The sequence below is a fragment of the Neisseria weixii genome (genome assembly GCF_042658245.1).
Classification (GTDB): domain Bacteria; phylum Pseudomonadota; class Gammaproteobacteria; order Burkholderiales; family Neisseriaceae; genus Neisseria; species Neisseria weixii.
Map to the genome: position 1 here is coordinate 21,459 of NZ_JBHSPY010000016.1, position 21,982 is coordinate 43,440.

General features: G+C 50.3%; 18 protein-coding genes and 2 pseudogenes. 2 read left to right on the top strand and 18 right to left on the bottom strand.

Going from position 1 to position 21,982, the window contains the following annotated elements; all coding sequences use genetic code 11:
- Positions 1–27: 27 nt before the first annotated feature.
- The 5 genes from ACFPVS_RS08615 to ACFPVS_RS08635 all read right to left on the bottom strand — a co-directional run bounded on the left by ACFPVS_RS08615 (position 28) and on the right by ACFPVS_RS08635 (position 4,676).
- Positions 28–516 (bottom strand): DUF456 domain-containing protein, encoded by a 489-nt coding sequence (locus ACFPVS_RS08615; RefSeq protein WP_123804519.1) that lies wholly within the window; start codon positions 514–516, stop codon positions 28–30.
- Positions 517–661: 145 nt separating this feature from the next.
- Entirely contained in the window at positions 662–1,627 is a 966-nt protein-coding gene (ttcA, locus tag ACFPVS_RS08620) for a tRNA 2-thiocytidine(32) synthetase TtcA (RefSeq protein ID WP_123804529.1), read from the bottom strand.
- 111 nt (positions 1,628–1,738) lie between these two features.
- Positions 1,739–2,407, bottom strand: a complete 669-nt coding sequence (locus ACFPVS_RS08625; RefSeq protein ID WP_096295331.1) for an alpha/beta hydrolase — start codon at positions 2,405–2,407, stop codon at positions 1,739–1,741.
- Positions 2,408–2,455: 48 nt separating this feature from the next.
- A complete protein-coding gene (lgt, locus tag ACFPVS_RS08630) occupies positions 2,456–3,319 on the bottom strand; it encodes a prolipoprotein diacylglyceryl transferase (protein ID WP_096295330.1) in 864 nt (287 codons plus the stop codon).
- A gap of 226 nt (positions 3,320–3,545) precedes the next feature.
- A complete protein-coding gene (locus tag ACFPVS_RS08635) occupies positions 3,546–4,676 on the bottom strand; it encodes a M14 family metallopeptidase (protein WP_096295329.1) in 1,131 nt (376 codons plus the stop codon).
- 152 nt (positions 4,677–4,828) lie between these two features.
- Here ACFPVS_RS08635 and argB point away from each other — a divergent pair, with 152 nt between their 5' ends.
- A complete protein-coding gene (gene argB, locus ACFPVS_RS08640; RefSeq protein ID WP_096295328.1) occupies positions 4,829–5,722 on the top strand; it encodes an acetylglutamate kinase in 894 nt (297 codons plus the stop codon).
- Positions 5,723–6,045: 323 nt separating this feature from the next.
- Here argB and cydX read toward each other — a convergent pair whose 3' ends face one another.
- The 8 genes from cydX to guaB all read right to left on the bottom strand — a co-directional run bounded on the left by cydX (position 6,046) and on the right by guaB (position 15,956).
- Entirely contained in the window at positions 6,046–6,171 is a 126-nt protein-coding gene (cydX, locus tag ACFPVS_RS08645; RefSeq protein WP_096295327.1) for a cytochrome bd-I oxidase subunit CydX, read from the bottom strand.
- 56 nt (positions 6,172–6,227) lie between these two features.
- Positions 6,228–7,385, bottom strand: a complete 1,158-nt coding sequence (gene cydB / locus ACFPVS_RS08650) for a cytochrome d ubiquinol oxidase subunit II (protein WP_096295326.1) — start codon at positions 7,383–7,385, stop codon at positions 6,228–6,230.
- Positions 7,386–7,395: 10 nt separating this feature from the next.
- Positions 7,396–8,937, bottom strand: coding sequence for a cytochrome ubiquinol oxidase subunit I (locus ACFPVS_RS08655; RefSeq protein WP_096295325.1), 1,542 nt, complete (start codon positions 8,935–8,937; stop codon positions 7,396–7,398).
- Positions 8,938–9,045: 108 nt separating this feature from the next.
- Positions 9,046–10,701: an amino acid ABC transporter ATP-binding/permease protein gene (locus ACFPVS_RS08660; protein WP_096295324.1), complete on the bottom strand. Its 1,656-nt coding sequence runs from the start codon at positions 10,699–10,701 to the stop codon at positions 9,046–9,048.
- The gene (gene cydD, locus ACFPVS_RS08665; RefSeq protein ID WP_123804514.1) at positions 10,688–12,385 is read right to left on the bottom strand and encodes a thiol reductant ABC exporter subunit CydD; all 1,698 of its coding nucleotides are present in this window, start codon (positions 12,383–12,385) and stop codon (positions 10,688–10,690) included. The genes ACFPVS_RS08660 and cydD overlap by 14 nt, the downstream gene beginning before the upstream one ends.
- Before the next feature lie 240 nt (positions 12,386–12,625).
- Positions 12,626–12,904 carry a cell division protein FtsB gene (gene ftsB, locus ACFPVS_RS08670; RefSeq protein ID WP_096295322.1) on the bottom strand — a complete coding sequence of 93 codons (279 nt, stop codon included), beginning with the start codon at positions 12,902–12,904 and terminating at the stop codon, positions 12,626–12,628.
- A gap of 18 nt (positions 12,905–12,922) precedes the next feature.
- Complete coding sequence (eno, locus tag ACFPVS_RS08675; RefSeq protein ID WP_096296123.1) at positions 12,923–14,209, bottom strand: phosphopyruvate hydratase; 1,287 nt, start codon at positions 14,207–14,209, stop codon at positions 12,923–12,925.
- Positions 14,210–14,492: 283 nt separating this feature from the next.
- Positions 14,493–15,956 (bottom strand): IMP dehydrogenase, encoded by a 1,464-nt coding sequence (guaB, locus tag ACFPVS_RS08680; RefSeq protein ID WP_096295321.1) that lies wholly within the window; start codon positions 15,954–15,956, stop codon positions 14,493–14,495.
- A 226-nt stretch (positions 15,957–16,182) separates the two neighbouring features.
- Here guaB and ACFPVS_RS08685 point away from each other — a divergent pair, with 226 nt between their 5' ends.
- Positions 16,183–16,626 (top strand): DUF4124 domain-containing protein, encoded by a 444-nt coding sequence (locus tag ACFPVS_RS08685; protein WP_096295320.1) that lies wholly within the window; start codon positions 16,183–16,185, stop codon positions 16,624–16,626.
- Positions 16,627–16,795: 169 nt separating this feature from the next.
- On the opposite strand, the pseudogene ACFPVS_RS13745 reads toward ACFPVS_RS08685, so the two are convergent.
- The 5 genes and pseudogenes from ACFPVS_RS13745 to ACFPVS_RS08705 all read right to left on the bottom strand — a co-directional run.
- Positions 16,796–17,044, bottom strand: a pseudogene (locus ACFPVS_RS13745) (transposase family protein); the annotation flags it as partial.
- Positions 17,045–17,748: 704 nt separating this feature from the next.
- The gene (locus tag ACFPVS_RS08690) at positions 17,749–18,483 is read right to left on the bottom strand and encodes a phosphoadenylyl-sulfate reductase (protein ID WP_096295319.1); all 735 of its coding nucleotides are present in this window, start codon (positions 18,481–18,483) and stop codon (positions 17,749–17,751) included.
- A 123-nt stretch (positions 18,484–18,606) separates the two neighbouring features.
- On the bottom strand, positions 18,607–19,665 hold the full coding sequence (dinB, locus tag ACFPVS_RS08695; protein ID WP_096295318.1) for a DNA polymerase IV: 1,059 nt from the start codon (positions 19,663–19,665) through the stop codon (positions 18,607–18,609).
- A 109-nt stretch (positions 19,666–19,774) separates the two neighbouring features.
- Positions 19,775–20,830 (bottom strand): sulfate ABC transporter substrate-binding protein, encoded by a 1,056-nt coding sequence (locus tag ACFPVS_RS08700; RefSeq protein ID WP_096295317.1) that lies wholly within the window; start codon positions 20,828–20,830, stop codon positions 19,775–19,777.
- Positions 20,831–21,038: 208 nt separating this feature from the next.
- A pseudogene (locus tag ACFPVS_RS08705) lies at positions 21,039–21,886 on the bottom strand (sulfate ABC transporter substrate-binding protein); the annotation flags it as partial.
- Positions 21,887–21,982 lie beyond the last annotated feature (96 nt).

Sequence of the window (21,982 nt, forward strand, 5' to 3'; positions counted from 1 at the left end):
GACGGCCTTTGGCTCATGAAAAATACCTCAAAAAAGGCTGACAATCCATACGGTAAGCAAGGTCAGGATAACCGCCAATGCGCAGCCGACTTTGGCGGCTGTGCCGATGATGAAACCGATAAAGCTGCCGATACTGACTTTACCCGCCTGCCACATGTCTTTTCGGGTTAGAAATTCGCCAATGCCTGCACCCAATAATGGGCCGAACAATAAGCCCGGCAACCCTAAGAATGCACCGGCCACACCGCCGATAAATGCCCCCCAAATGGCTAATTTACTGGCACCGGTATATTTCGCCCCCAGCATCCCCGCCACATAATCCATCGCCGTACCGATGACGGTGATAATGCCTAAAAATACCAAAGTGATGGTACCGAAAATTTGATAATCGTTGACATGCGCCAGCAGCCACGCGCCGCCGAACATTAAACCCAAGCCCGGAATGGCGGGGTAAATCGTGCCGAGCAGGCCGACGAGAATCAGGATTAAAGATAGGGTGATTAAAGCAGCAGTCATGCGTGTTCCTTAAGGATAAGTGTGTATTGTGTTCAGACGGCCTATTGTAGGGCAAAGCCTTGCATTGCGGGTTAATGCTTTGCAAAAATATCAAAATCCGGGCAAATACCGCCCGGATTTTGAATTTGGCTTTTCAGACGGCCTCTCAAGCGCCGCAGTTTTTCGGTTTGCCGGCCAAGATATTAATCACTTTGCGGCTGGGTTTTTCCACAGCGATTTTGACTTCGCTGCCGTCTTCATCATCGGGGCCGTCTGAAACAAAACGTTCGGGTACGGTTTCGCTGTCAAATGCCAAATCGCCGCCGTGTTTCAGGCTTTGACCACGTTCCAAACCGGCAAAGTCGAATAATTCAGGGTCGGCCAAATGCGACGGCACCACGTTTTGCAGCGCGGCAAACATCGATTCAATGCGGCCGGGAAAGCGTTTGTCCCAATCGCGCAGCATATCGCCGATGACTTGGCGTTGCAGATTCGGCTGCGAGCCGCATAAATTACACGGAATAATCGGGAACTGCTTCAATTCGGCGTATTTAATCAGGTCTTTTTCCTTTACATACGCCAAAGGACGAATGACGATATGCTCGCCGTTGTCGCTGACCAATTTAGGCGGCATGGCTTTGAGTTTGCCGCCGTAAAACATATTCAGGAACATGGTGGCCAAAATATCGTCGCGATGGTGGCCGAGCGCAATTTTGGTACAACCCAATTCTTTTGCCGTGCGATACAGAATGCCGCGGCGCAAGCGGCTGCACAGCGAGCAAGTGGTCTTGCCTTCTTCCAATACGCGCTTTACGGTGGAATAAGTGTCTTCTTCGACAATTTTATAATCGACACCAATGCTTTGCAGATACTCGGGCAGCACATGTTCGGGAAAGCCGGGTTGCTTTTGGTCGAGATTGACCGCCACCAAATCAAATTCAATCGGCGCACTGGCTTGCAGTTGGCGCAAAATATCCAACAGCGCATAGCTGTCTTTGCCGCCCGACAAGCAGACCATAATTTTGTCGCCCGGCTCAATCATATTGAAGTCGTTAATTGCTGCGCCGACTGCGTGGCGTAAGCGTTTGTTGAGTTTGTTGTTTTCTAATTCTTGTTTGGTTTTTTTGGACATGATTTTGTGGGGAAATAATGGAGACATTCAAGCGCGTATTTTACCTGAAACTGCGCTGCCATGTTTTATTGATTCATATGCAAGGTCTGATGCCGTCTGAATAATCCGTGCCTATTCATTCAACAAATACGCAACCGCTTTGGCCATACGCTGTGGCACTTGCTCGAAATGGCCGCCGTTGTTGAGTTCAAAAGTGGTTTCGATACCTTGCTGCTGCCAGCTGGCCTGCGTAGCACGTATGGCATCTTCCACAATGCTCATGCGCGGATTTTTGGTATTTTTTTCTTTGTCGCCGACTGAGAAATAGGCTTTTTTCGGCAGTGTGTACAAGTTGCGCTGGGTCACAAATTCCGTCCAGCCATCAAGCCACAACGAGCCGGAAACCGAAGCAATGCGGCTGAATGGTGTAGCGTAATAAGCGGAATAGGCAGCAAACAAGCCGCCTAAGGAGTAGCCGGTTAAGGCTGTCCATTGCGGTTGCAAGGAGAATGATTTCGTGACTTCAGGCAAAACCGTATCAATCAGCCAGCGCAAATATTCGTCTGCGCCACCGCTGAAGTCAGGTACTTTTTTAAACGCAGCAGGTGCCTGCCACGGCGTGAAGGCATGTTCCCAATTGGGTTCGTCGATTGAAACCAAAGTGGCTTTGTTTTCAATCAAGGCGGCTAAACCGTCGGATTCTTCCGGGCTTAAAAAGGTTAGGAATAGCGGTGTATCTGCCCGGTTGCTTAAATAAACAGAAACTGTTTTATTGTTGGGATTAAGAAGTTGTTTGTTCATGAAATGCCTTGAATAAAATGCCGTCTGAATGTTTCAGACGGCCTCTCATTAATTTATAGAATTCACAGCGTTTTTCTTGCCGAAATACACAAAGCCAACCGCACCCAACACAATCATCGGCACGCTCAGCCATTGTCCCATCGACAAGCCCAACGTCAGCAAGCCCAAATAATCGTCTGGCTGGCGGGCAAATTCGGCAATGAAACGGAAGAAGCCGTAACCGCCTAAAAACAAAGACGCCACTTGTCCGGTAGGGCGCGGCTTTTTGGAAAACACCCACACCAAGATAAACAGGCAAATGCCTTCCAGCGCGAATTGGTAAAGCTGCGAAGGATGGCGCGGCAACATGCCGAATTGGTTGAGCCATTCTGCCCATTGCGGATTGTGCGCCGCGGCTTCCAAGTCTTCGTAACGGGCTTGCGGGAAGCCCATCGCCCAGAAAGCGATCGGGTCGGTGATGCGTCCCCACAGCTCGCCGTTGATGAAGTTGCCGATGCGGCCGGAAGCCAAGCCCAGCGGAACCAGTGGCGCCACAAAATCCATGGTTTTCCACACGCTGATGTTGTGTTTGCGGCTGAAGAGCCACATCGCCACGACCACGCCCAAGAAGCCGCCGTGGAACGACATCCCGCCTTCCCACACTTTGAACATGCTGATCGGGTCGGCCAGATAGTCGGACAATTTGTAAAACAAAATATAGCCCAAGCGGCCGCCGAGAATCACACCCAAAATACCCCAAGTGAGAAAATCATCCAGCATTTCTTTGGTAAACAAGGTGTTGCCTTGCGCGATGCGGCGGCGGCCCAGCCAGATGAACAGCACAAAGCCGACAATATAGCTTAAGGCATACCAGCGGATGGCCAACGGGCCTATGCTGATGAGTACAGGGTCAAACTGGGGGTGAATAATCATGGGGAATCCTTAAATGGCAGATAAAGGCTGAGACCTTTGCAAAATCTCCATCTTTGACACATTTCTTCATTATGCGCTGCTCGAAAGCTTGCCTATCTTTTTGATATGTCTGCGCTTTTTGCGCTGCTCTCACTCCGAACTGTACTCAAATCCGGGGTTTTGCAAAGGTCTCAGGCCGTCTGAAAAAATGTCTCGCTTTCAGACGGCCTTTTAATCATTAAAATACTTAGCGCAAATCGCCCGATACATTCCAAATCGCCGACACCATCGCTTCGCCCAAACGCAGCGAGCGTTGGCCGTTCCAGCCGAAATCGTCGTCGGGCAGGTTGTTGTTGTCTTTAAACGGCATTTCCAGTGTGTAGGCCAAGCATTTGAATTGCTCGCCGACCCATGACGTGGCCATGCTCAAATTGGCTTGGCCGGCTTCGTCTTTCGGATAGCCGATTTCGTCTTGGAAATCAGGGCTGGCCGCCAGCAGGGCTTGTTTGAACCGGGCTTCCAAAGCGGCAATGCGCTCGTTATAGCTCGGCACGCCTTCGGTACCCGCCACAAAGACAAACGGCAAACCCTCGTCGCCGTGAATATCAAGGAACAAATCCACACCGGTTTCGCGCATTTTTTCGCGCACCACGTATACTTCCGGGCTGCGTTCCATGCTTGGGTTTTGCCATTCGCGGTTCAGATTGGCACCGGCGGCATTGGTGCGCAGGTTGCCCAACACCGAGCCGTCGGGGTTCATGTTCGGCACAATGTAAAACGTGGCGCGGTCGAGCAGGGCGCGGGCGGTCGGGTCTTGCGGGTCGAGGAGGCGGCCTAAGAAGCCTTCGACAAACCATTCCGCCATGGTTTCACCCGGGTGCTGGCGCGCAATAATCCAGACTTTCAAATCGCTTTCCACTTGGTTGCCGATGGTGAGCAAATTGATGTCGCGGTCTTGCACGGTGCTGCCCAAATCATCGATTTGACACAAGCCGCTGCCTTGCGCATCGCCCAGCAGGTTCAAATGCTGCTCGTGCGAATAAGGCTCGAAATAGGCGTAATAAACGCTGTTCGACAAAGGCGTGTGGTTGATGGTCAGCACACCGTTTTGGTAATCAGTCGGCACGCGGAACCAATTTTGGCGGTCATAAGACGCACAGGCTTGGTATTCTTCCCAGCCGTCGGGATAAGCCGCTTGAGCCGCATTGTCGAAATGCATCACACAATTTTGATAGGCCGCACCTTGCAGACGGAAATAAAACCATTGCGCAAAATCGGCGGCATTGTCGGGGCGCAGCGACAGGCGGATATTGCCCGGGTGGCTCAAATCGTTCACAATCACCGAGCCGGCATCAAATTGGGTGCTGATTTTCATCATGGGGGATTCCTGTGTGGAATAGAAGTTTAATAGCTCGTTATTCTAAAACATTTCAGACAAATCATAAATCCTTTTACGTTTCGGCTTGTTTCAGACGGCCTTTGGTATTAATATTCCAAAACTAAAATTGTTAACAATTAAAGAGTAGATTCATGAGTGATGTGAAACATATTTCGGCAGCCGACAAAGCCGCGATTTTATCCGAAGCCCTGCCGTATATCCGCCGCTTTTCCGGCTCGACCATTGTGATTAAATACGGCGGCAACGCCATGACCGAGCCGGCTTTGAAAGAAGGCTTTGCCCGCGACATCGTGTTGCTGAAATTGGTCGGTATCAATCCTGTGATTGTTCACGGTGGCGGGCCGCAGATTAACGACATGCTTGAGCGCGTCGGCAAAGAAGGTGTGTTCGTGCAAGGCATGCGCGTGACCGACGGCGAAACCATGGACATCGTCGAAATGGTGTTGGGCGGCCATGTCAACAAAGAAATCGTGTCGATGATCAATACCCACGGCGGAAAAGCCGTCGGTGTGACCGGTCGCGACGGCCATTTTATCAAAGCCAAAAAACTGCTCATCAACACCCCTGAAAACCCGGGCGTGGACATCGGCCAAGTCGGTGAAGTGGAAAGCATCGACACCACACTGATTCAAGGCTTGATCGACAACGGCCAAGTCCCTGTGGTTGCCCCGATTGGCGTGGGCAAACGCGGTGAAGCGTTCAACATCAATGCCGATTTGGTGGCGGGTAAATTAGCGGAAGAACTCAACGCTGAAAAATTGTTGATGATGACCAACATCACCGGCGTGCTTGATAAAGAAGGCAACCTTTTAACTAACCTGACCCCGAGCCGCATTGACGAATTGATTGCCGACGGTACGCTTTACGGCGGTATGCTGCCGAAAATCAGCTCGGCGGTAGAAGCTGCGGTCAACGGCGTGAAAGCCACCCACATCATCGATGGCCGTGTGCCAAACGCGTTATTGCTGGAAATCTTTACCGATTCCGGTATCGGCTCAATGATTTTGGGTGCAGACAAAGTGTAAGGAAATTAATAAAATCAAGGCCGTCTGAAATATTTCAGACAGCTTGGGAGCTTTGCAAAACCTTCCTTAAAACTCATATAAAGTAACTACAGTTACTAAGTAGCCTAATACTTCCCAACCTCCCTAAAATCCTCTAAATTCGGCTTATGGGATTTAGAGGATTTTAGGGTGTTTGGGAAATTCAAACTGTGGTTATTTTGTATCGGGTTTAAGGGGGTAAGGGGTTCGGCCTTATTATTAAGAGACAAAGAAAATGCCGTCTGAAGCAATATTCTGTTTCAGGCGGCATTTTGTTATTTTAATTTATGTCGACGAATCCGTTTTCAGACGGCCTCATCTTCTTTGGCAAAGAGCTTGTCGCGGTCTTGCTCAAATTCGCCCCACATCGCATTCATGATGGCGAGCAACACGGCAAAACCCAAACCTAAAATCCATGCAAAATACCACATTGTCGGTTCCTTTCTTTTTTCAGACGGCCTCAAACCAATAGGCCGTCTGAATCGTGTTAATACGCGCCGTGATCGTTTTCCCGGATGTCTTCCACCGTAACTTTACCGCTCATTACCTTATACGCCCACGAGGTGTAGGCCAAGATAATCGGCATCATAATCGCAGTAGAAAACAGCATCACCACCAAGGTCAGATGACTGGAAGTGGCATCCCACACGGTCAAACTCGAACGAAAATCGCTGCTGCTCGGCATGATAAATGGAAACAGGGACACACCGAATGTGCCAATCACACCAATTACGCCCAAGGCCGAGAAGAAAAACGCCGCGCCCATTTTATCCATGCGCGCCAATAATGTGCCGATGATGAATCCGGCGTAGGTAATCAGCGGCACCAGCATAGTCAGCGGATATTGCTGATAGTTGTTGAGCCAAGCGCCGGTTTGCCGGGTTACTTCTTTGCCCAAAGGGTTGGGCAGCGTATCCGGGCTGAGCGTGCCGGCAGTGACGACATAGCCGTCTAAGCCCGTAGCCACCCACCAGCCCCCGATACTGAACAACACCAGCGTGGCGATTAAAGCAGGCAGCAATACTTTGCGCGTGCGCTGATAGACTACGCCTTCGGTTTTGTTCATCAGGAAAATCGCGCCGTGTAACACCAGCATCGCTACCGACACCAAGCCGCACAATAAGGCAAACGGGTTCAGCAATGCCCAAAACGAGCCGGTGTAAAACGAGCGCATGGTGTCGTCAAAGTGAAACGGCACGCCCTGAATCACGTTGCCCAAAGCCACGCCGAACAACAAAGCCGGAACAAACGAGCCGACAAACAAGCCCCAGTCCCACGTTTTGCGCCATGTCGGTTTTTTTACCAAGCTGCGGTATTTGAAGCCGACCGGCCGGAAAAACATCGCCCACAATACCGCCAGCATCGCCCAGTAGAAACCGGAAAACGCAGTGGCGTAAATAATCGGCCATGCGGCAAAAATCGCGCCGGCACCGGTAATCAGCCAAGTTTGGTTGCCTTCCCATGTGGCGCCGATGGTGTTGATCACCACGCGGCGTTCTTCGTCGGTTTTGGCCACAAACGGCAGCAACGTGCAGATGCCCATGTCGTGTCCGTCCATCACGGCAAAACCGGCAATCAGAAAACCAATTAGCAGCCACCAAACAAATTTCAGGCTGGCGTAATCAAAGAAATTGACAATATCCATTCTCTGTCTCCTAATGCGCTTCGTTGTCGTAGCGGCCTGTGCCGAGCGAACCCGGCCCTTGGCTGATGTATTTGCGCATCAAATACACTTCTACCACCAGCAATACGGTGTAAAACGCGATAAAGCCCGCCAGCGAACCATACAATGATGTCACCGATAATGAAGAAGCGGACAAATGCGTCGGTAATACGCCGTAAATCGTCCACGGTTGGCGGCCGTATTCGGCCAGCAGCCAGCCTGCTTCAATCGCAATCCACGGCAGCGGCAACGAAACCACCGCCAGGCGCAACAGCCATTTTTTGTGGGCGAAGGTGTTTTTCACCGAATGCCAGAAACTTAAGCCGAACACCAGCAGCATTACCACACCGCTGAACACCATCACGCGGAAGCTCCAAAACAGCGGCGCCACTTTCGGAATGGTCTCACGCGCCGCACGGTCTTTCATTTCCGGCGTGGCGGCGGCCACATCGTCGGTGTATTGTTTCAACAGCAAACCGAAGCCGAGATTGTCTTGGTGCCGCTCAAACACATCACGAGCGGCGGCATCATCGCGGTTTTGGCGCAGCATGTCCAAAGCGGTCACGGCTTGCTGCCCCGATTCGATGCGTTGGCGGTTTTCTGCCACGATGTCTTTAATACCCGGAATTTCCTTATCCGGCGAACGCGTGCCAATGATGCCCATCACATAAGGAATGTGCACGGCAAAATCGTTTTTCATCTCTTTTTCGTTAGGAATGGCAATCAGGTTAAACGAAGCCGGTGCAGGCTCGGTTTCCCACATAGCTTCCAACGCCGCCATTTTGGTTTTCTGGGCATGGCCGATGCTGTAGCCCGATTCGTCGCCCAATACGATAACCGACAAAATTGACGCCATACCGAAGGCCGCCGCGATGCGGAAGCTTTTCTTGGCAAACTCAATGTCTTTCTTACGCAGCAGATACCAGCCCGATACCGACAGCACAAACATCGATCCGGTGACATAACCTGCCGATACGGTGTGCACGAATTTGTTTTGTGCTTCCGGATTGAAAAACACATCGGCAAAGCTGGTCATCTCCATACGCATGGTTTCCAGATTGAACACCGCGCCGACGGGATTTTGCATCCAACCATTGGCCACCAGAATCCACAAAGCAGAAAGATTGGTGCCCAGCGCCATAAACATGGTCACCAGCAAATGCTGGCGGCGGGTCATGCGATTCCAGCCGAAGAAAAACAGCCCGACCAAAGTTGCTTCCATAAAGAAAGCCGTTAAGCCTTCCAAAGCCAGCGGCGCGCCGAAAATATCGCCGACATAATGCGAATAATACGACCAGTTGGTGCCGAACTGAAATTCCATGGTAATGCCGGTGGTCACGCCTAGGGCAAAGTTAATACCGAACAACTTGCCCCAAAACTGGGTCATGTCACGGTAAATCACCTTGCCCGTCATCACATAAACGGCTTCCATAATCACCAAAATCCACGATAAGCCCAGCGTGAGCGGCACGAAGAGAAAGTGATACAGCACCGTAACGGCAAACTGGAGTCGCGAGAGCTCAATCACATCCATACGAAATACTCCTTTAAGTATGCGGTGTTAATCATAAGAAAATGTGTAGGTAACGTATTCATTATTTATCTGTTTTTCTCGTTTTGGTTTCAGACGGCCTTATCATATTTAAAGCCGTCTGAACAATGATTCGCTGTTTATATCTAAAATGTAATAACCCGAATCCTTGGGCAAATGATGGCTGGCGGCAATCAAAAAGCCATCAGCTTGGGCTTCACGCAACATCTGCCAAATCTGCCCGCGCGCGGTTTCATCTAATCCGGCAAACGGCTCGTCCAACAGCAAAACAGGCTTCGGCCGCAACAGTAAGCGCGCCAAGGCAACTCGTCTGGCCTGCCCACCTGATACTGCCGCGCCGTATTCGTTCAAAGACGTTTGCAAACCCTGCGGCTGCGCCCTTGCCCAATCGGCTAGCGCCACTTGATCCAACACGCGCCACAAGTCGTCATCATGAATGGTGTCGTCGCCCAAGCGCAGGTTATCGGCTAAGCTCATGTCGAAAATATCGATTTGCTGTGCCAAATAATTCACCGTCGCAAAATCGTATGACTGCCCACTCATGTTCAGACGGCCTGATTGCGCCGGCAGCTCTCCGGCCAACACGTCCAATAATGTCGATTTACCGCAACCGGATTTACCGCGGATAATCAGCGCTTCGCCTTTTACCAGCGTAAAGGAAACATTCTCCGCACCATTCAGTGCGCCTGTGTATCGGGCGTAAATATTCTCGACATTAATATGGTCAATATCATTCAAGGCCGTCTGAAGATCATGGCCGGGCGTGTTCAAAACCGTTTCAGACGGCCCGGTTAATTCATTCAAACGGTCGCGGGCGGCAGCGGCAAAACCATAAGCCATAAATTGCGCCGTTAAAGGCGACAACACTTCATTCAACCCGAACACCGCCAACACCATCGCCAACAATACGGGCACGCCCAAATCCTGCGTTTGTAATAAAGGCAAGGCCTGCCAAATCATCAGGCCGATTACCGCCGCCAATAAACACTGCTGTAACCAACCATACAATGAAGCCCAAGCTTGCTGGCGGCGCTTCAATTGGCCGTATGCTTCATCGGCGGCGACAAACTCACGGCGGCAATCTGACCAACGCCGCCACAGCAGCAGGGATGTCAGCATTTGTAAAGGGCCGAGCAGCAAAGTGCGGCGGATTTCGGCCTGGTCGGCATCATCCCGCGCCAATTGTTTGCCGTGAACGGCAGCCCAGGCAGGTAACACGATTCCGGCCAGCAATAAAGGTAAAGCAACTGAAACCGACAAACCCGGTGACACCAAAACCAGCCACAATAAAAAGGCTGTCTGAAGCAACAAAGCCCACAGCCACGGCATAAAAAAACGCAGCGGCAGATTATCGAGCAAATCAACGTCGCCCGTCAGCCGGTGCATGATTTGTGACGAAACGTTCGTTTTATTCCAAGCTTGCGTCAGGTTTGCAAACAGGCGGATACGCAAATCCCGCAAGAGCGACAACACCGCATTGTGCGAAGCCAAACGCTCGCCGTAGCGGCCGGCCGTGCGGATAATCGCCAAAGCGCGGATAATGGCGCCGGGGCGGAAATAGTCAAACGTATAAGCCGTGGCCATCGCGGCCAAACCCGCCGCCGCTGCCGCACTGATGAACCAGCCGGATACCGCTAGCAAAGCCACCGCAGCCAATAGGGTTACTGCGCCCAAAGCCCATGCTGCCAGCCATTTTTCAGCTTGCGGCCGCCACAGTTCACGCAGACGGAGTTTATGCTTTTCCATGCCGCACCCCCAAAATCACCGTTTTATCCAACCAGTCGATTTCCTGCCAATCATGGCTCACCAATAGCACTGTTTTACCGCGGCTAAGTGTGTCTAACAATGTGTGAATCTCCGCAGCGGTTTGTGCATCCAAATGGGCGCAAGGCTCGTCCAATAGCCACAAACCGCAATCGTGCAGCAATAATTGGGCCAGAGAAAGCCGCTGCCGCTGCCCGCCCGACAAACCGCGTCCGCGCTCGCCCAAAAGCGTATCCAAGCCTTGCGGCAATCGGTCAACCACTTCCCACAAGCCGACCTGCCTTAAAACATACTGCATCTCGTGTTCATCGGCATCAGCTTTGGCCAAGCGCAAGTTATGGCGGATACTGCCGCGCATCAGCGTGGCCGATTGTGCCAGATAAGCGGTTTGCTGCCTTAGTGGGGAAATATGTTCCCTATGGTTTTCACCATTTATCAGAATTTCACCCTGATAGTCAGCAAAACCAAGTAAAGCTTGCAGCAGACTCGATTTACCGATACCGCTTTCGCCACCTATACCGATACGTGCTGAAGACGGAATGTGCAGTGAAAACTCGGCCAAGCGTTGCCGTTCTCCATCGGTAATACTGACGTTGTTTAACAAAATTTCCGGCGCATGATGGGCAGTGATCTCATTCAATAGGCCGTCTGAAAAATCGTTTGGCTTCGCCTGTGCCAATAAAGGTTGCAAGGCTTCCGCGGCAGCTTGCGCCTGCGCTTTGGCATGGTAATCGCTGCCCAGTTGGCGCAATGGCAGATAAAATTCCGGTGCCAACAATAAAATAAACAGCGCGCTTTCATACGGCACCGGCACCACACCCTGCGCCCACGGTAACACACCGATCAGCCCCAAGCCGAGATATACCGCCACCAGCGCAATCGCCAGCGAAGCAAACAATTCCAATACTGCGCCCGATAGAAATGCCAAGGCCAGCACACCCATGGTTTTGCGCTGGTAACGCGAAGTCGATTGCGCCACCTGCTTTTGCGCCCAATCCGTCGCACTCAACCGCCTGAGCGTCGGCATGCCGCGTACCAAATCTAAAAAACGCCCGCCTAATTTCGCCAATACGTCTAGCTGTTCGCGGTTTTTATCGGCAGCCATGCTGCCGACCAAAATCATAAACAGCGGTACCAGCGGCGCGGTCAGCAGCAAAAGTACGGCTGCCAGTTTACTGTGAAAAAACACCGCCGCCACAATGGCCAGCGGCGTAATGACCGCCACCAGACTTTGCACATAAAAGCGGCTGATGTAGCCATCAAGCGCATCGACCTGTTCTAAAAGCAGCGTGCTCAATGCGCCGTCGTTGCCATAGCGATGCCGTGCAGGGCCTAGATTTGCCAAGGTATCTAATAGCTTTGCCCGCACGCTGTTGCGTGCTTCCAAGCTGATGTTTTGCAGCAGCCGCTCTTTAGCTAAATTCAATAGCGGCCGCAGCAGCAAACAGACCGACAGCCACGGCAAAATATGCATCAATACGTCGCGATTAACCGCCGCACTGGCTGTCACGGCATTCAGCCAATCGGCAAACAAGTGCGCCAACAATGCGCTTTGCACAATCAACAATGCGACCGATACACACGCCAAAACCAACGGCAGCCACAAGCGGCGGCGGTAAGGTAAAAGCAGACTACGCAGCAGATTGTCGGAACGCATTCGCGGCATAGAAATTCCTGAGATGAAAACAAACGGCCATCTATCACTAAAGTTTAGCTAAGGATAAGCCAAAAGGCTTACGGCATTATATGCCTTATTTGATTTATATCAAACCAAGTAAACTGTAAAAGCATTGAGAAAACGATATGATATTAATAGAAAATATTTATTTGTTTTATAAATGAATTATGCAAAAAGATAAAGGCCGTCTGAATATACAGACGGCCTTTAATTTAAGAAATGAATTTCTTAACGGCTGCGTTCGATAAAACGGTAATAAGTTTCACCGTCTTGCACATAGCCTAATTCCACGCGGGCAATCTCGGAAATGGCTTCTTGGCCGTTGGCCAAATCATCCACTTCCGCCGCTAAAAAATTATTGCGCAAAATGAGCGTTTGGTTTTTTTCTTCCTGCACCGCAAGCTGTTCCTTCAACTCATCCGAGTGCCCCCAGCTGCCCTTGCCGAACCACAGGCTATACTGAAACCACACCAGTGCGATGGATAAAACGATGGTCACCCACTTCATGCAACATATTTCCTATTCTTATTTACCCAATTGGTAGAAGGCGGCTTTGCCCGGGTAGTAAGCGGCTTCGGCCAATTCTTCCTCGATACGCAGCAATTGGTTGTATTTCGCCATGCGGTCAGAGCGGCTCAATGAACCGGTTTTGATTTGCATGCAGTTGGTCGCCACGGCCAAGTCGGCGATGGTGCTGTCCTCGGTTTCACCCGAGCGGTGGCTCATCACGCTGGCATAACGGTTGCGTTTCGCCAAATCAACGGCTTGCAAGGTTTCGCTCAAGGTGCCGATTTGGTTCACTTTCACCAACAATGCATTAGCGACACCTTTTTCAATGCCTTCGGCCAAGATTTTCGGGTTGGTCACGAACAAATCGTCGCCGACCAATTGTACTTTGCCGCCTAATTTCTCGGTCAGCAGTTTCCAGCCGTCCCAGTCGTTTTCATCCATACCGTCTTCGATAGAGATGATTGGGTATTTGGCTACCAAGTCAGCCAAGTAGTTGGCAAATTCTTCGCTGCTGTAGGCTTTGCCTTCAGCTTCCAAGTGGTACTGGCCGTCTTTGTAGAATTCGCTTGATGCGCAATCCAAGGCAAACAATACATCGTCACCGGCCTTGTAACCTGCGGCTTCGGTGGCTTCCACCATCAATTGCAATGCTTCTTCATGGCTGTTCAGGTTAGGCGCGAAACCGCCTTCGTCACCTACGGTAGTCGGGAAGCCTTTGCTGTCGCACAATTTTTTCAGTGCGTGGAAAATTTCCGCACCGCAACGCAGGGCTTCACGGAATGATTTCGCACCCACCGGCATAATCATGAATTCTTGGATATTCAAGCTGTTGTTAGCGTGTTCGCCACCGTTGATGACGTTCATCATCGGCACAGGCAAAGCCATCGGACCGGCGCCGCCCAAGTAGCGGTACAGCGGCAAGCCTGAATCTTCGGCCGCCGCACGGGCAGCCGCCATAGACACAGCCAAAGTCGCATTCGCACCCAAACGGCCTTTGTTGTCGGTGCCGTCTAATTCCAACATGATTTGGTCGATGTAAGATTGCTCGTTGGCATCCACACCAATCAGGGCTTGGGCGATTTCATTATTGACATGTTCAACTGCAGTCAACACACCTTTGCCCAAGTAGCGGCTTTTATCGCCGTCGCGCAATTCCAGCGCTTCTTTTTGGCCGGTTGACGCACCGCTTGGTACAGCGGCACGCCCCATTACGCCTGATTCCAACAACACATCACACTCAACGGTAGGATTACCGCGTGAGTCCAAAATTTCGCGGGCAAAAATATCAACAATTGCGCTCATGAACATTCTCCAAATCAAATAAAGGGAAGGGAAAAATCGGCTTTTGAAAAGCTGCCGGTGTTTTCATACGGCACCATAAAAGGCCGTATGAATCGAGCAGCAGCTTTTCATCAATCTTTTCACATCGGTTTAATCATTTTATGAAACCGACTCAATCAAACCGCTGTAGTTTAACAGTTTTTCAGACGGCCTGATAGCCGGAAAAGGCAGATATTGTGCAAAAGGCCGTCTGAAAAGCATTATAAAGCAAACTTTTCAAACGGCCTTGATTCAGATTAATAAATTAACGATGATAATTCGGCGCTTCTTTGGTAATTTGCACATCGTGAACGTGTGATTCGCTCATGCCGGCGGAAGTGATTTCCACAAATTCGGCTTTTTCGTGCATTTCATTAATGCTGGCGCAACCCAAATAGCCCATACTCGAGCGCAAACCACCCATCAATTGATGAATGATGTTCACAATCGGGCCTTTGTAAGGTACACGGCCTTCAATGCCTTCCGGTACGTATTTGTCGGTGCTGTCGGTTTTGTCTTGGAAATAGCGGTCGGCTGAACCTTGGCTCATCGCACCCAGCGAACCCATGCCACGGTAAGATTTATACGAACGACCTTGGTAAAGTTCGATTTCGCCCGGTGCTTCTTCGGTACCGGCAAACATCCCGCCCAGCATCACGCTGTACGCCCCTGCGGCTAAAGCTTTGGAAATATCGCCTGAGAAGCGGATGCCACCGTCGGCAATCAACGGCACGCCGGTGCTTTTCAGGGCTTCGGCAACATTGTGAACGGCAGTTAATTGCGGCACACCGACACCGGCCACAATACGCGTAGTACAAATTGAGCCGGGGCCGATACCTACTTTCACCGCGTCCGCACCGGCGGCCACCAAATCTAAAGCAGCTTGGGCAGTGGCAATATTGCCGCCGATTACCTGCACTTGCGGATAGTTTTCTTTCACCCAGCGCACACGCTCAATCACGCCCTGACTGTGACCGTGGGCAGTATCGACCACAATCACGTCTGCACCGGCTTCTACCAAGGCTTTCACACGCGCTTCAGTATCACCGCCGGTACCCACCGCCGCACCGACGCGCAGACGGCCTTCGGAATCTTTGTTGGCATTCGGAAATTCAGTGTTTTTCAGAATATCTTTAACCGTAATCAAGCCTTTGAGCTCGTCTTGCTTGTTCAGCACCAACACACGCTCGACTTTATGCTGATGCATCAATTCACGCGCGTCTTCAATGCTTGTGCCTTCAGATACGGTCACCAAACGTTCGCGCGGAGTCATAATGGCCGATACCGGCAAATCCAAACGCTCTTCAAAACGCAAATCACGGTTGGTCACGATACCGACCACTTTGCCGTTTTCCACCACCGGCAAGCCTGACATTTTGCGTTTGCGTTCGGCACGTTGCTTCAGCAAATCGCCAATCAATACATCCGACGCTACAGTAACCGGATCTTTTACAATGCCGCTTTCATGGCGCTTCACTTTCGACACCGCACGCGCTTGCAGCTCAGACGTCATGTTTTTATGAATAATACCGATACCGCCTTCCTGCGCCATCGAAATAGCCAGCTTGGCTTCGGTTACGGTATCCATCGCAGCGGAAAGTAAAGGAATATTGAGCGTGATTTCGCGGGTGAGTTTGGTTTGAAGTTTGACGTCGCGCGGCAGCACGGTTGAGTGTGCAGGAACCAATAAAACGTCGTCAAAAGTATAGGCTTTTTCTACGATACGCATGATGCTCAGGCTTTCAGTTTGTGCAAGATGCACGGCATTATAACATGTAAAGAATCGACTTAACAGAATCGCTTGCTCATTTGCGCTAATTTTTTACAATTTCAACAACCCGCCGCACAAGAAGCATATACATACTAAATTTTTCTCTGATTTTTATGACATTCTCTTTAAAAACCAAGTAAAATATCGAAAACAACACAAATACTCTTTTTACTCGGAAAACCCTATGAAAACGACTCTAACATACACCCTGCTGACCGTTTGTTTCTCTCTTACCGCCGCTGCCGTTTCAGCCAACAGCGTCTACACATGGCGCAATACCAACGGCACCACCACTTATTCCGATGTGCCACACCGCCTGCAACCGGCGCGCAGCAATACCATGAATGTGCGCACGCACACGATTTATCAGCCGGTAAAAGCCCCTGCCGCTGCACCAAGCGAAGGCTCGATTGCTGAGCAGCAAAATCAGCTCAATCAACGAATTACCGAAGCCAATAAACAGATTGAGGCGCAGAATCAAAAAATTGCCGAAGACAACCAGGCCATGAAAGACGACAACTGCAAAGCCGCCCGCCTTAACCGCGATTATGCCGAATCTGCGCGCGCCAACAACCGAGAGGCATTGAAGCAGCGTTACGATGCCGACATCAGCAAATATTGCAACTAATTGCGTAATCCATAATAAAAAGGCCGTTTGAAATTTCAGACGGCCTGAGAGCTTTGCAAAACCTTAACCAAAATCAAGAAAGCTTACTTAGCTAAAGTAAGCTTTTTTATTATCCCAAACGACACATGGTTGCCTGTAATTCCCTCCTTAGGGGCCTGTTTCCACTCTTTCAGGCGGCAGACACACAAAGCCTGTTGGCAGCTTTCAGCAGGTTTGATACCCATCACCTTCAAATAACTTTGTAACGGTCAATAAGCCAAAATAAACAGCATGGTGACAGCGGAATTGACAGTGTAACGTACCAAAACTCTGTTCCACCACATAGCGCGTTTTTGACATGTGCTTATTTTTTTGCGCTCTCTTCTTCTGTTAACGGACGACCACGGTGTGCCTTACGCATAATGCCGTCTGAAAGCCTTTTTCGTTGTAGTAATATTCGATTGGCTTTGCCGCCATAACCTTTGCCGGCGTAAATCTTGGTTCCTTCGGCCATGTCTTGCGGCAACGGTTCAAAGTAATTGCACTCATGTTCAAGTGTGGTCGGGAATATGGAGCTCGTCAAAACCACAGAAGATGAAAGTCAATGCGGGTAATGAGACTGTGTTCGGGATCGGATAGGCCGAGACCTTTGCAAAACCTCATAAACTATCAATAAACAACCAAACAGCTGTCATTCCCCCGCAGGCGGGAATCCATCTTAAAATTTCAGCAACTTATTTTATTCAACAGTTTGCCATGTTCAAAAATGGATTCCCGCGCAGGCGGGAATGACGTCGATTCTTTGTGCAGTGGCTTTTCAAGGAGTTTTGCAAAGGTCTCAGGCTGTGTCATTAGCCGGGTAAAACGGCTTTAAACATGGGCAGTAATGAATAGGCGGGACGGCCGCCGTTATGACGGGTATAAAGGCCTTTTTGCTGTTTGAGATAATCAGCAATGCAAACCGGTCAATATGTTTGGTAATGATGGTTTCGGCAGCTTGTTTGAAGAAAGCTGCTCATGAAGAAAATCCTCTAAATCCGGCTTATGGGGGATTTGGAGGATTTTGATTTTAGGGAGTTTAATTGATAACTATGGTTATGTTGTATGGTTTAAGAGGGTTTCGCTCTTTTGTCATTCAAAGCATTACTTGTGCAAACCACATTCTTTACTGTCTTTGCTTTCCCACCACCAGCGCCCGGCGCGGATATTTTCACCTTCTTTTACCGGACGGGTGCATGGTTCGCAGCCAATGCTCGGATAACCTTGGTGATACAAATCATTCAGCGGCACATCATATTCTTGCGCATAAGCCCACACGTCCAATTCTTCCCAATCGAAAATCGGATTAAATTTAGCGATATTGCGGCCTGAATCATGCTCTTCAAAATTCAATTCACTGCGCGTGTCCGACTGGCTGCGGCGCTGGCCGGTCAGCCATGCGGGCGCGTTGCCCAAGGCGCGGTTGAGCGGTTCGATTTTTCGGATATGGCAGCATTGGCGGCGTAATGCCACGCTGTCGTACATGGCGGTGGTGCCGAATTTCTCTTCAAAGGCTTGTGCTTCGGCTTCAATCGGGTGGAATACTTCCAATTCGGTTTGATAACGCGCATTGGTGGCGGCAATCAATGCTTCGGTTTCGGGATTGAGTTTGCCGGTGTTGAGCGTAATGATGCGGATGGGCAGTTTCAGACGGCATATCGCATCGGTAATCACCATGTCTTCAACCGCTAAGCTGGAAGCGGATACAGACTGTGGAAAGCGTTCGGCAATTTCTTGCAAACGTTGTTCTAAGGTGGCGGTTAGTTGGGGCAGGCGTTGGCGCTCTTCGGCGGTTACTTCCGGAATCTTCCAGAAGCTCGGGCGGAAAAATGAAGTCATGGCAGGTGTTCCTTATTGTGTTTCAGACGGCCTTCACATGATTTCAGGCCGTCTGAACATTATTGTCATGCTGTCATTGTCCGCCTGTAGTAAACCGAAAGGAAAGAATGCTTTTCTATTTCTTTATAACCAAAGCGATTGCTGCTGATTTTTCGGTAATAAATGGCTGACCCCGATGCCGATTAAACGAAAAGCATCTTCCGTTTGTGGCGGCACGCGTTCAACCAAGGTGTGTGCGGCTTTCAATAAGGCTTGGCGGTCGGGCAGCACCGAAGAGTAAGTCAGCGAACGGGTGATGATACGGAAATCATGGGTTTTGAGTTTGAGCGTCACGCCTTTGACATCGACATTTTTACGCTGGATTTGTTGCCATAAATCTTCGGCCAAATGCGGTAAGTGTTCGATCGTTTGCGCCAGCGATAAATCTTCCGGCAGCGTAATTTCGGTCGAAATCTGCAAACGCTCGCGGCTCGCTTTCACCGGCCGTTCATCCACCCCGCGTGCCAAATCGTAAAGCCGGTAGCCGTAGCGGCCAAAATAGTTTAACAGTTCACCCCGCTCGAAGCGGCGCAAATCACCGGCCGTCTGCATGCCCAATGCCTGCATTTTTTTCAGCGTCACTTTACCCACGCCGGGAATTTTGCCCAGCGGCAGCGTTTCTAAAAAAGCGTCGATTTTTTTCGGATGCAGCACAAATTGACCGTTGGGCTTGCGCCAGTCGGAGGCGATTTTGGCGAGGAATTTGTTGGGCGCAATACCTGCGGAAGCGGTCAGCCCCGTTTCGGCAAAGATTTCGGCGCGGATTTTTTCGGCAATTTCGCTGGCATAGCGGATATTTTGTTTGTTGGCCGTCACGTCCAAATATGCTTCATCCAACGAGAGCGGTTCGATTAAATCAGTATGCCGTCTGAAAATGGTGTGAATCTGCCCAGAAACTTGGCGATACAGTTCAAAATGCGGCGGAATATAAACAGCCTGCGGGCAAAGCCGTTTCGCCGTCGCCACCGACATGGCAGAATGCAAGCCGAATTGCCGCGCTTCATAAGAAGCCGCGCAAATCACCGAACGCGCGCCATCCCAAGCCACGACCACCGGCTTGCCTTTCAGCTGCGGCTGTTCGCGCAATTCTACCGAAGCGTAGAACGCGTCCATATCGATATGGATGATTTTGCGGTCGGACATTTATCTTCTAAAAAAACAGAAAACATTATTTTAACGGAAAACAAGCGGCAAAAGGCCGTCTGAAAACGCAAATCCATTTTCAGACGGCCTGTTTTTAACACATCAAACTTTATTTTTTAGGCGACAGTTGATCCACCAAACCGCCGTCGGCAAAATATTTTTTCATGATGTCTTCCCACGCGCCGAATTTTTCGTTTGGCGTGAAGGTCTCGATGGCCGGGAAATCGGCTTGGTGTTTGGCCAAGACATCGGCATTACGCGGGCGCAGGTAGAGTTTGGCCGCCAATTCTTGCGCCGGTTCGCTCCACAGGTATTCCAAATATTCTTTGGCGGCTTCCTGTGTGCCTTTTTTCTCAACCACAGAATCCACCACCGCAACCGGGCTTTCCGACAAAATGGTGTAACTCGGGTAAACGATTTCAAATTGGTTTTGGGTCAGTTTTTTGCTGACGTGGTTGGCTTCGTTTTCAAAAGTTACCAAGACGTCGCCGATATTGCGTTGGCTGAAGGTGGTAGTGGCGGCGCGGCCGCCGTTTTCAAATACGGGCGCATTTTTCAGGAAAGCAGCGACAAATTCGTTGGTTTTAGCTTCATCGCCGTTGTTCACTTTCAAGCCATAGCCGTATGCGCCCAAGAAGGCGTAACGGCCGTTGCCGGTGGTTTTCGGATTGGCCAATACAATTTGCACGCCGTCTTTGGTTAAGTCGTTCCAGTCTTTAATCTGCTTCGGATTGCCTTTGCGCACCAAGAAAACGGTGGTGCTGGTAAACGGCACGGCATTATCCGGCAGGCGTTTCGCCCAACCGTTTTTCACCAAGCCTTTTTGTTCCAGCAATTCGATATCGGATGTTTGGTTCATGGTCACCACATCCGCCGCCAAACCGTTGGCCACAGATAAAGCCTGTTTGCTCGAGCCGCCGTGCGACTGCTGCACATTGATTTCTGCGCCATTGTGTTTGGCTTGGTATTCTTTGATAAACAGCGGGTTGTATTCTTTATAGAAATCGCGTGCCACATCGTAAGACACGTTCAGCAAAGTAATGCCTTTGCCATCGGCGGAAGGGGCGGCCGCATTGCCGTCGGCAGCTTTTTCTTCTTTCGGGGTGCAGGCGGTTAAAGCCACGGAAGCTGCTAAGGCGGCAAGGGTCAGGTTACGGATGATCATGTATCGGCTCCTTAAATTGATGGGCGTACTTTATACCGTCTGATTAAACATGAGAAATAATGTTTGATTTGGTGGTTATCAGTTTTGGTTATAAGTAACAAGGCCGTCTGAAAGGCTTTCAGGCGGCCTTGAAGGTTTACTTTGCTGTAGTCGTTAATTCGTCAAACATGCCACCGTCAGCAGAAAATTTCTGCATAATGTGCGGCTATGTACCCAGGGTTTCGTTGGGACGGAAGGTTTCCAAATCGGGAAAATCGGCATGATTGGCGGACAAAATAGATTTGTCGCTCGGGCGGAAGTAGAGTTTGGCGGCCAATTCCTGCGCGGGTTTGCTCCATAGAAATGCCAGATATTCTTTGGAAACGGTTTCGGAATCTTTTTTCTCGGCTACACTGCCTACCACGGCTACGGGTGTTTGCGCTTCAACGGTATAGCTTGGGTAAACGATGTCGAATTGGCCGGGCGCAAGGTGGCGGCTGACGATATTGGCTTCGTTTTCCAAGGTAATCAATACATCGCCGATTTGGCGTTGGGTGAAACTGGTGGTCGCGGTACGGCTGCCGTTTTCAAACATCGGCACGTTATTCAGCAGTTTGCGCATGAAGTTTTCCGCGTTGGTTTCGCTGCCTTTATTCGCTTTCAAGCCGTAGCTGTATGCGCCTAGGAAGGCATAGCGGCCGTTACCGCTGGTTTTCGGATTGGCAAACACAACTTGGACGTTATCACGCACCAAATCAGCCCAGTCGTAAATGTGTTGTGGATTGCCTTTGCGCACAAGAAATACGGTCACGCTGGTAAACGGCACGGCATTATCCGGCAAGCGTTGCGCCCAATCAGACTTAACCAAACCGCGTTGTTACAACAAATCGATGTCGGACGTTTGGTTCATGGTCACCACATCGGCAAACCATTGGCTACCGACACAGCCTGTTTGCTCGAGCTACCATGAGATTGCTGGATATGTAAGTCGATGTGCGGATGGCTTCTGCGGAAGTGTTCGATGAACAAAGGATTATACGCTTTGAAGAAATCGCGTGATACATCATAGGAAACGTGGTAGTGTCTCACTTTAAAATTTTATTTTTTGTGATTCGCTTTTCTTCTTGTAAGGACCACGCTTTTTTGCAACAGGCTCAGGAACTAATCGCACAA

Excerpts from the sequence above, each read along its gene's own strand:
- ACFPVS_RS08615 (WP_123804519.1), bottom strand. The coding sequence starts at position 516 with ATGACTGCTGCTTTAATCACCCTATCTTTAATCCTGATTCTCGTCGGC.
- ttcA (WP_123804529.1), bottom strand. The coding sequence starts at position 1,627 with ATGTCCAAAAAAACCAAACAAGAATTAGAAAACAACAAACTCAACAAA.
- ACFPVS_RS08625 (WP_096295331.1), bottom strand. The coding sequence starts at position 2,407 with ATGAACAAACAACTTCTTAATCCCAACAATAAAACAGTTTCTGTTTAT.
- lgt (WP_096295330.1), bottom strand. The coding sequence starts at position 3,319 with ATGATTATTCACCCCCAGTTTGACCCTGTACTCATCAGCATAGGCCCG.
- ACFPVS_RS08635 (WP_096295329.1), bottom strand. The coding sequence starts at position 4,676 with ATGATGAAAATCAGCACCCAATTTGATGCCGGCTCGGTGATTGTGAAC.
- argB (WP_096295328.1), top strand. The coding sequence starts at position 4,829 with ATGAGTGATGTGAAACATATTTCGGCAGCCGACAAAGCCGCGATTTTA.
- cydX (WP_096295327.1), bottom strand. The coding sequence starts at position 6,171 with ATGTGGTATTTTGCATGGATTTTAGGTTTGGGTTTTGCCGTGTTGCTC.
- cydB (WP_096295326.1), bottom strand. The coding sequence starts at position 7,385 with ATGGATATTGTCAATTTCTTTGATTACGCCAGCCTGAAATTTGTTTGG.
- ACFPVS_RS08655 (WP_096295325.1), bottom strand. The coding sequence starts at position 8,937 with ATGGATGTGATTGAGCTCTCGCGACTCCAGTTTGCCGTTACGGTGCTG.
- ACFPVS_RS08660 (WP_096295324.1), bottom strand. The coding sequence starts at position 10,701 with ATGGAAAAGCATAAACTCCGTCTGCGTGAACTGTGGCGGCCGCAAGCT.
- cydD (WP_123804514.1), bottom strand. The coding sequence starts at position 12,385 with ATGCCGCGAATGCGTTCCGACAATCTGCTGCGTAGTCTGCTTTTACCT.
- ftsB (WP_096295322.1), bottom strand. The coding sequence starts at position 12,904 with ATGAAGTGGGTGACCATCGTTTTATCCATCGCACTGGTGTGGTTTCAG.
- eno (WP_096296123.1), bottom strand. The coding sequence starts at position 14,209 with ATGAGCGCAATTGTTGATATTTTTGCCCGCGAAATTTTGGACTCACGC.
- guaB (WP_096295321.1), bottom strand. The coding sequence starts at position 15,956 with ATGCGTATCGTAGAAAAAGCCTATACTTTTGACGACGTTTTATTGGTT.
- ACFPVS_RS08685 (WP_096295320.1), top strand. The coding sequence starts at position 16,183 with ATGAAAACGACTCTAACATACACCCTGCTGACCGTTTGTTTCTCTCTT.
- ACFPVS_RS08690 (WP_096295319.1), bottom strand. The coding sequence starts at position 18,483 with ATGACTTCATTTTTCCGCCCGAGCTTCTGGAAGATTCCGGAAGTAACC.
- dinB (WP_096295318.1), bottom strand. The coding sequence starts at position 19,665 with ATGTCCGACCGCAAAATCATCCATATCGATATGGACGCGTTCTACGCT.
- ACFPVS_RS08700 (WP_096295317.1), bottom strand. The coding sequence starts at position 20,830 with ATGATCATCCGTAACCTGACCCTTGCCGCCTTAGCAGCTTCCGTGGCT.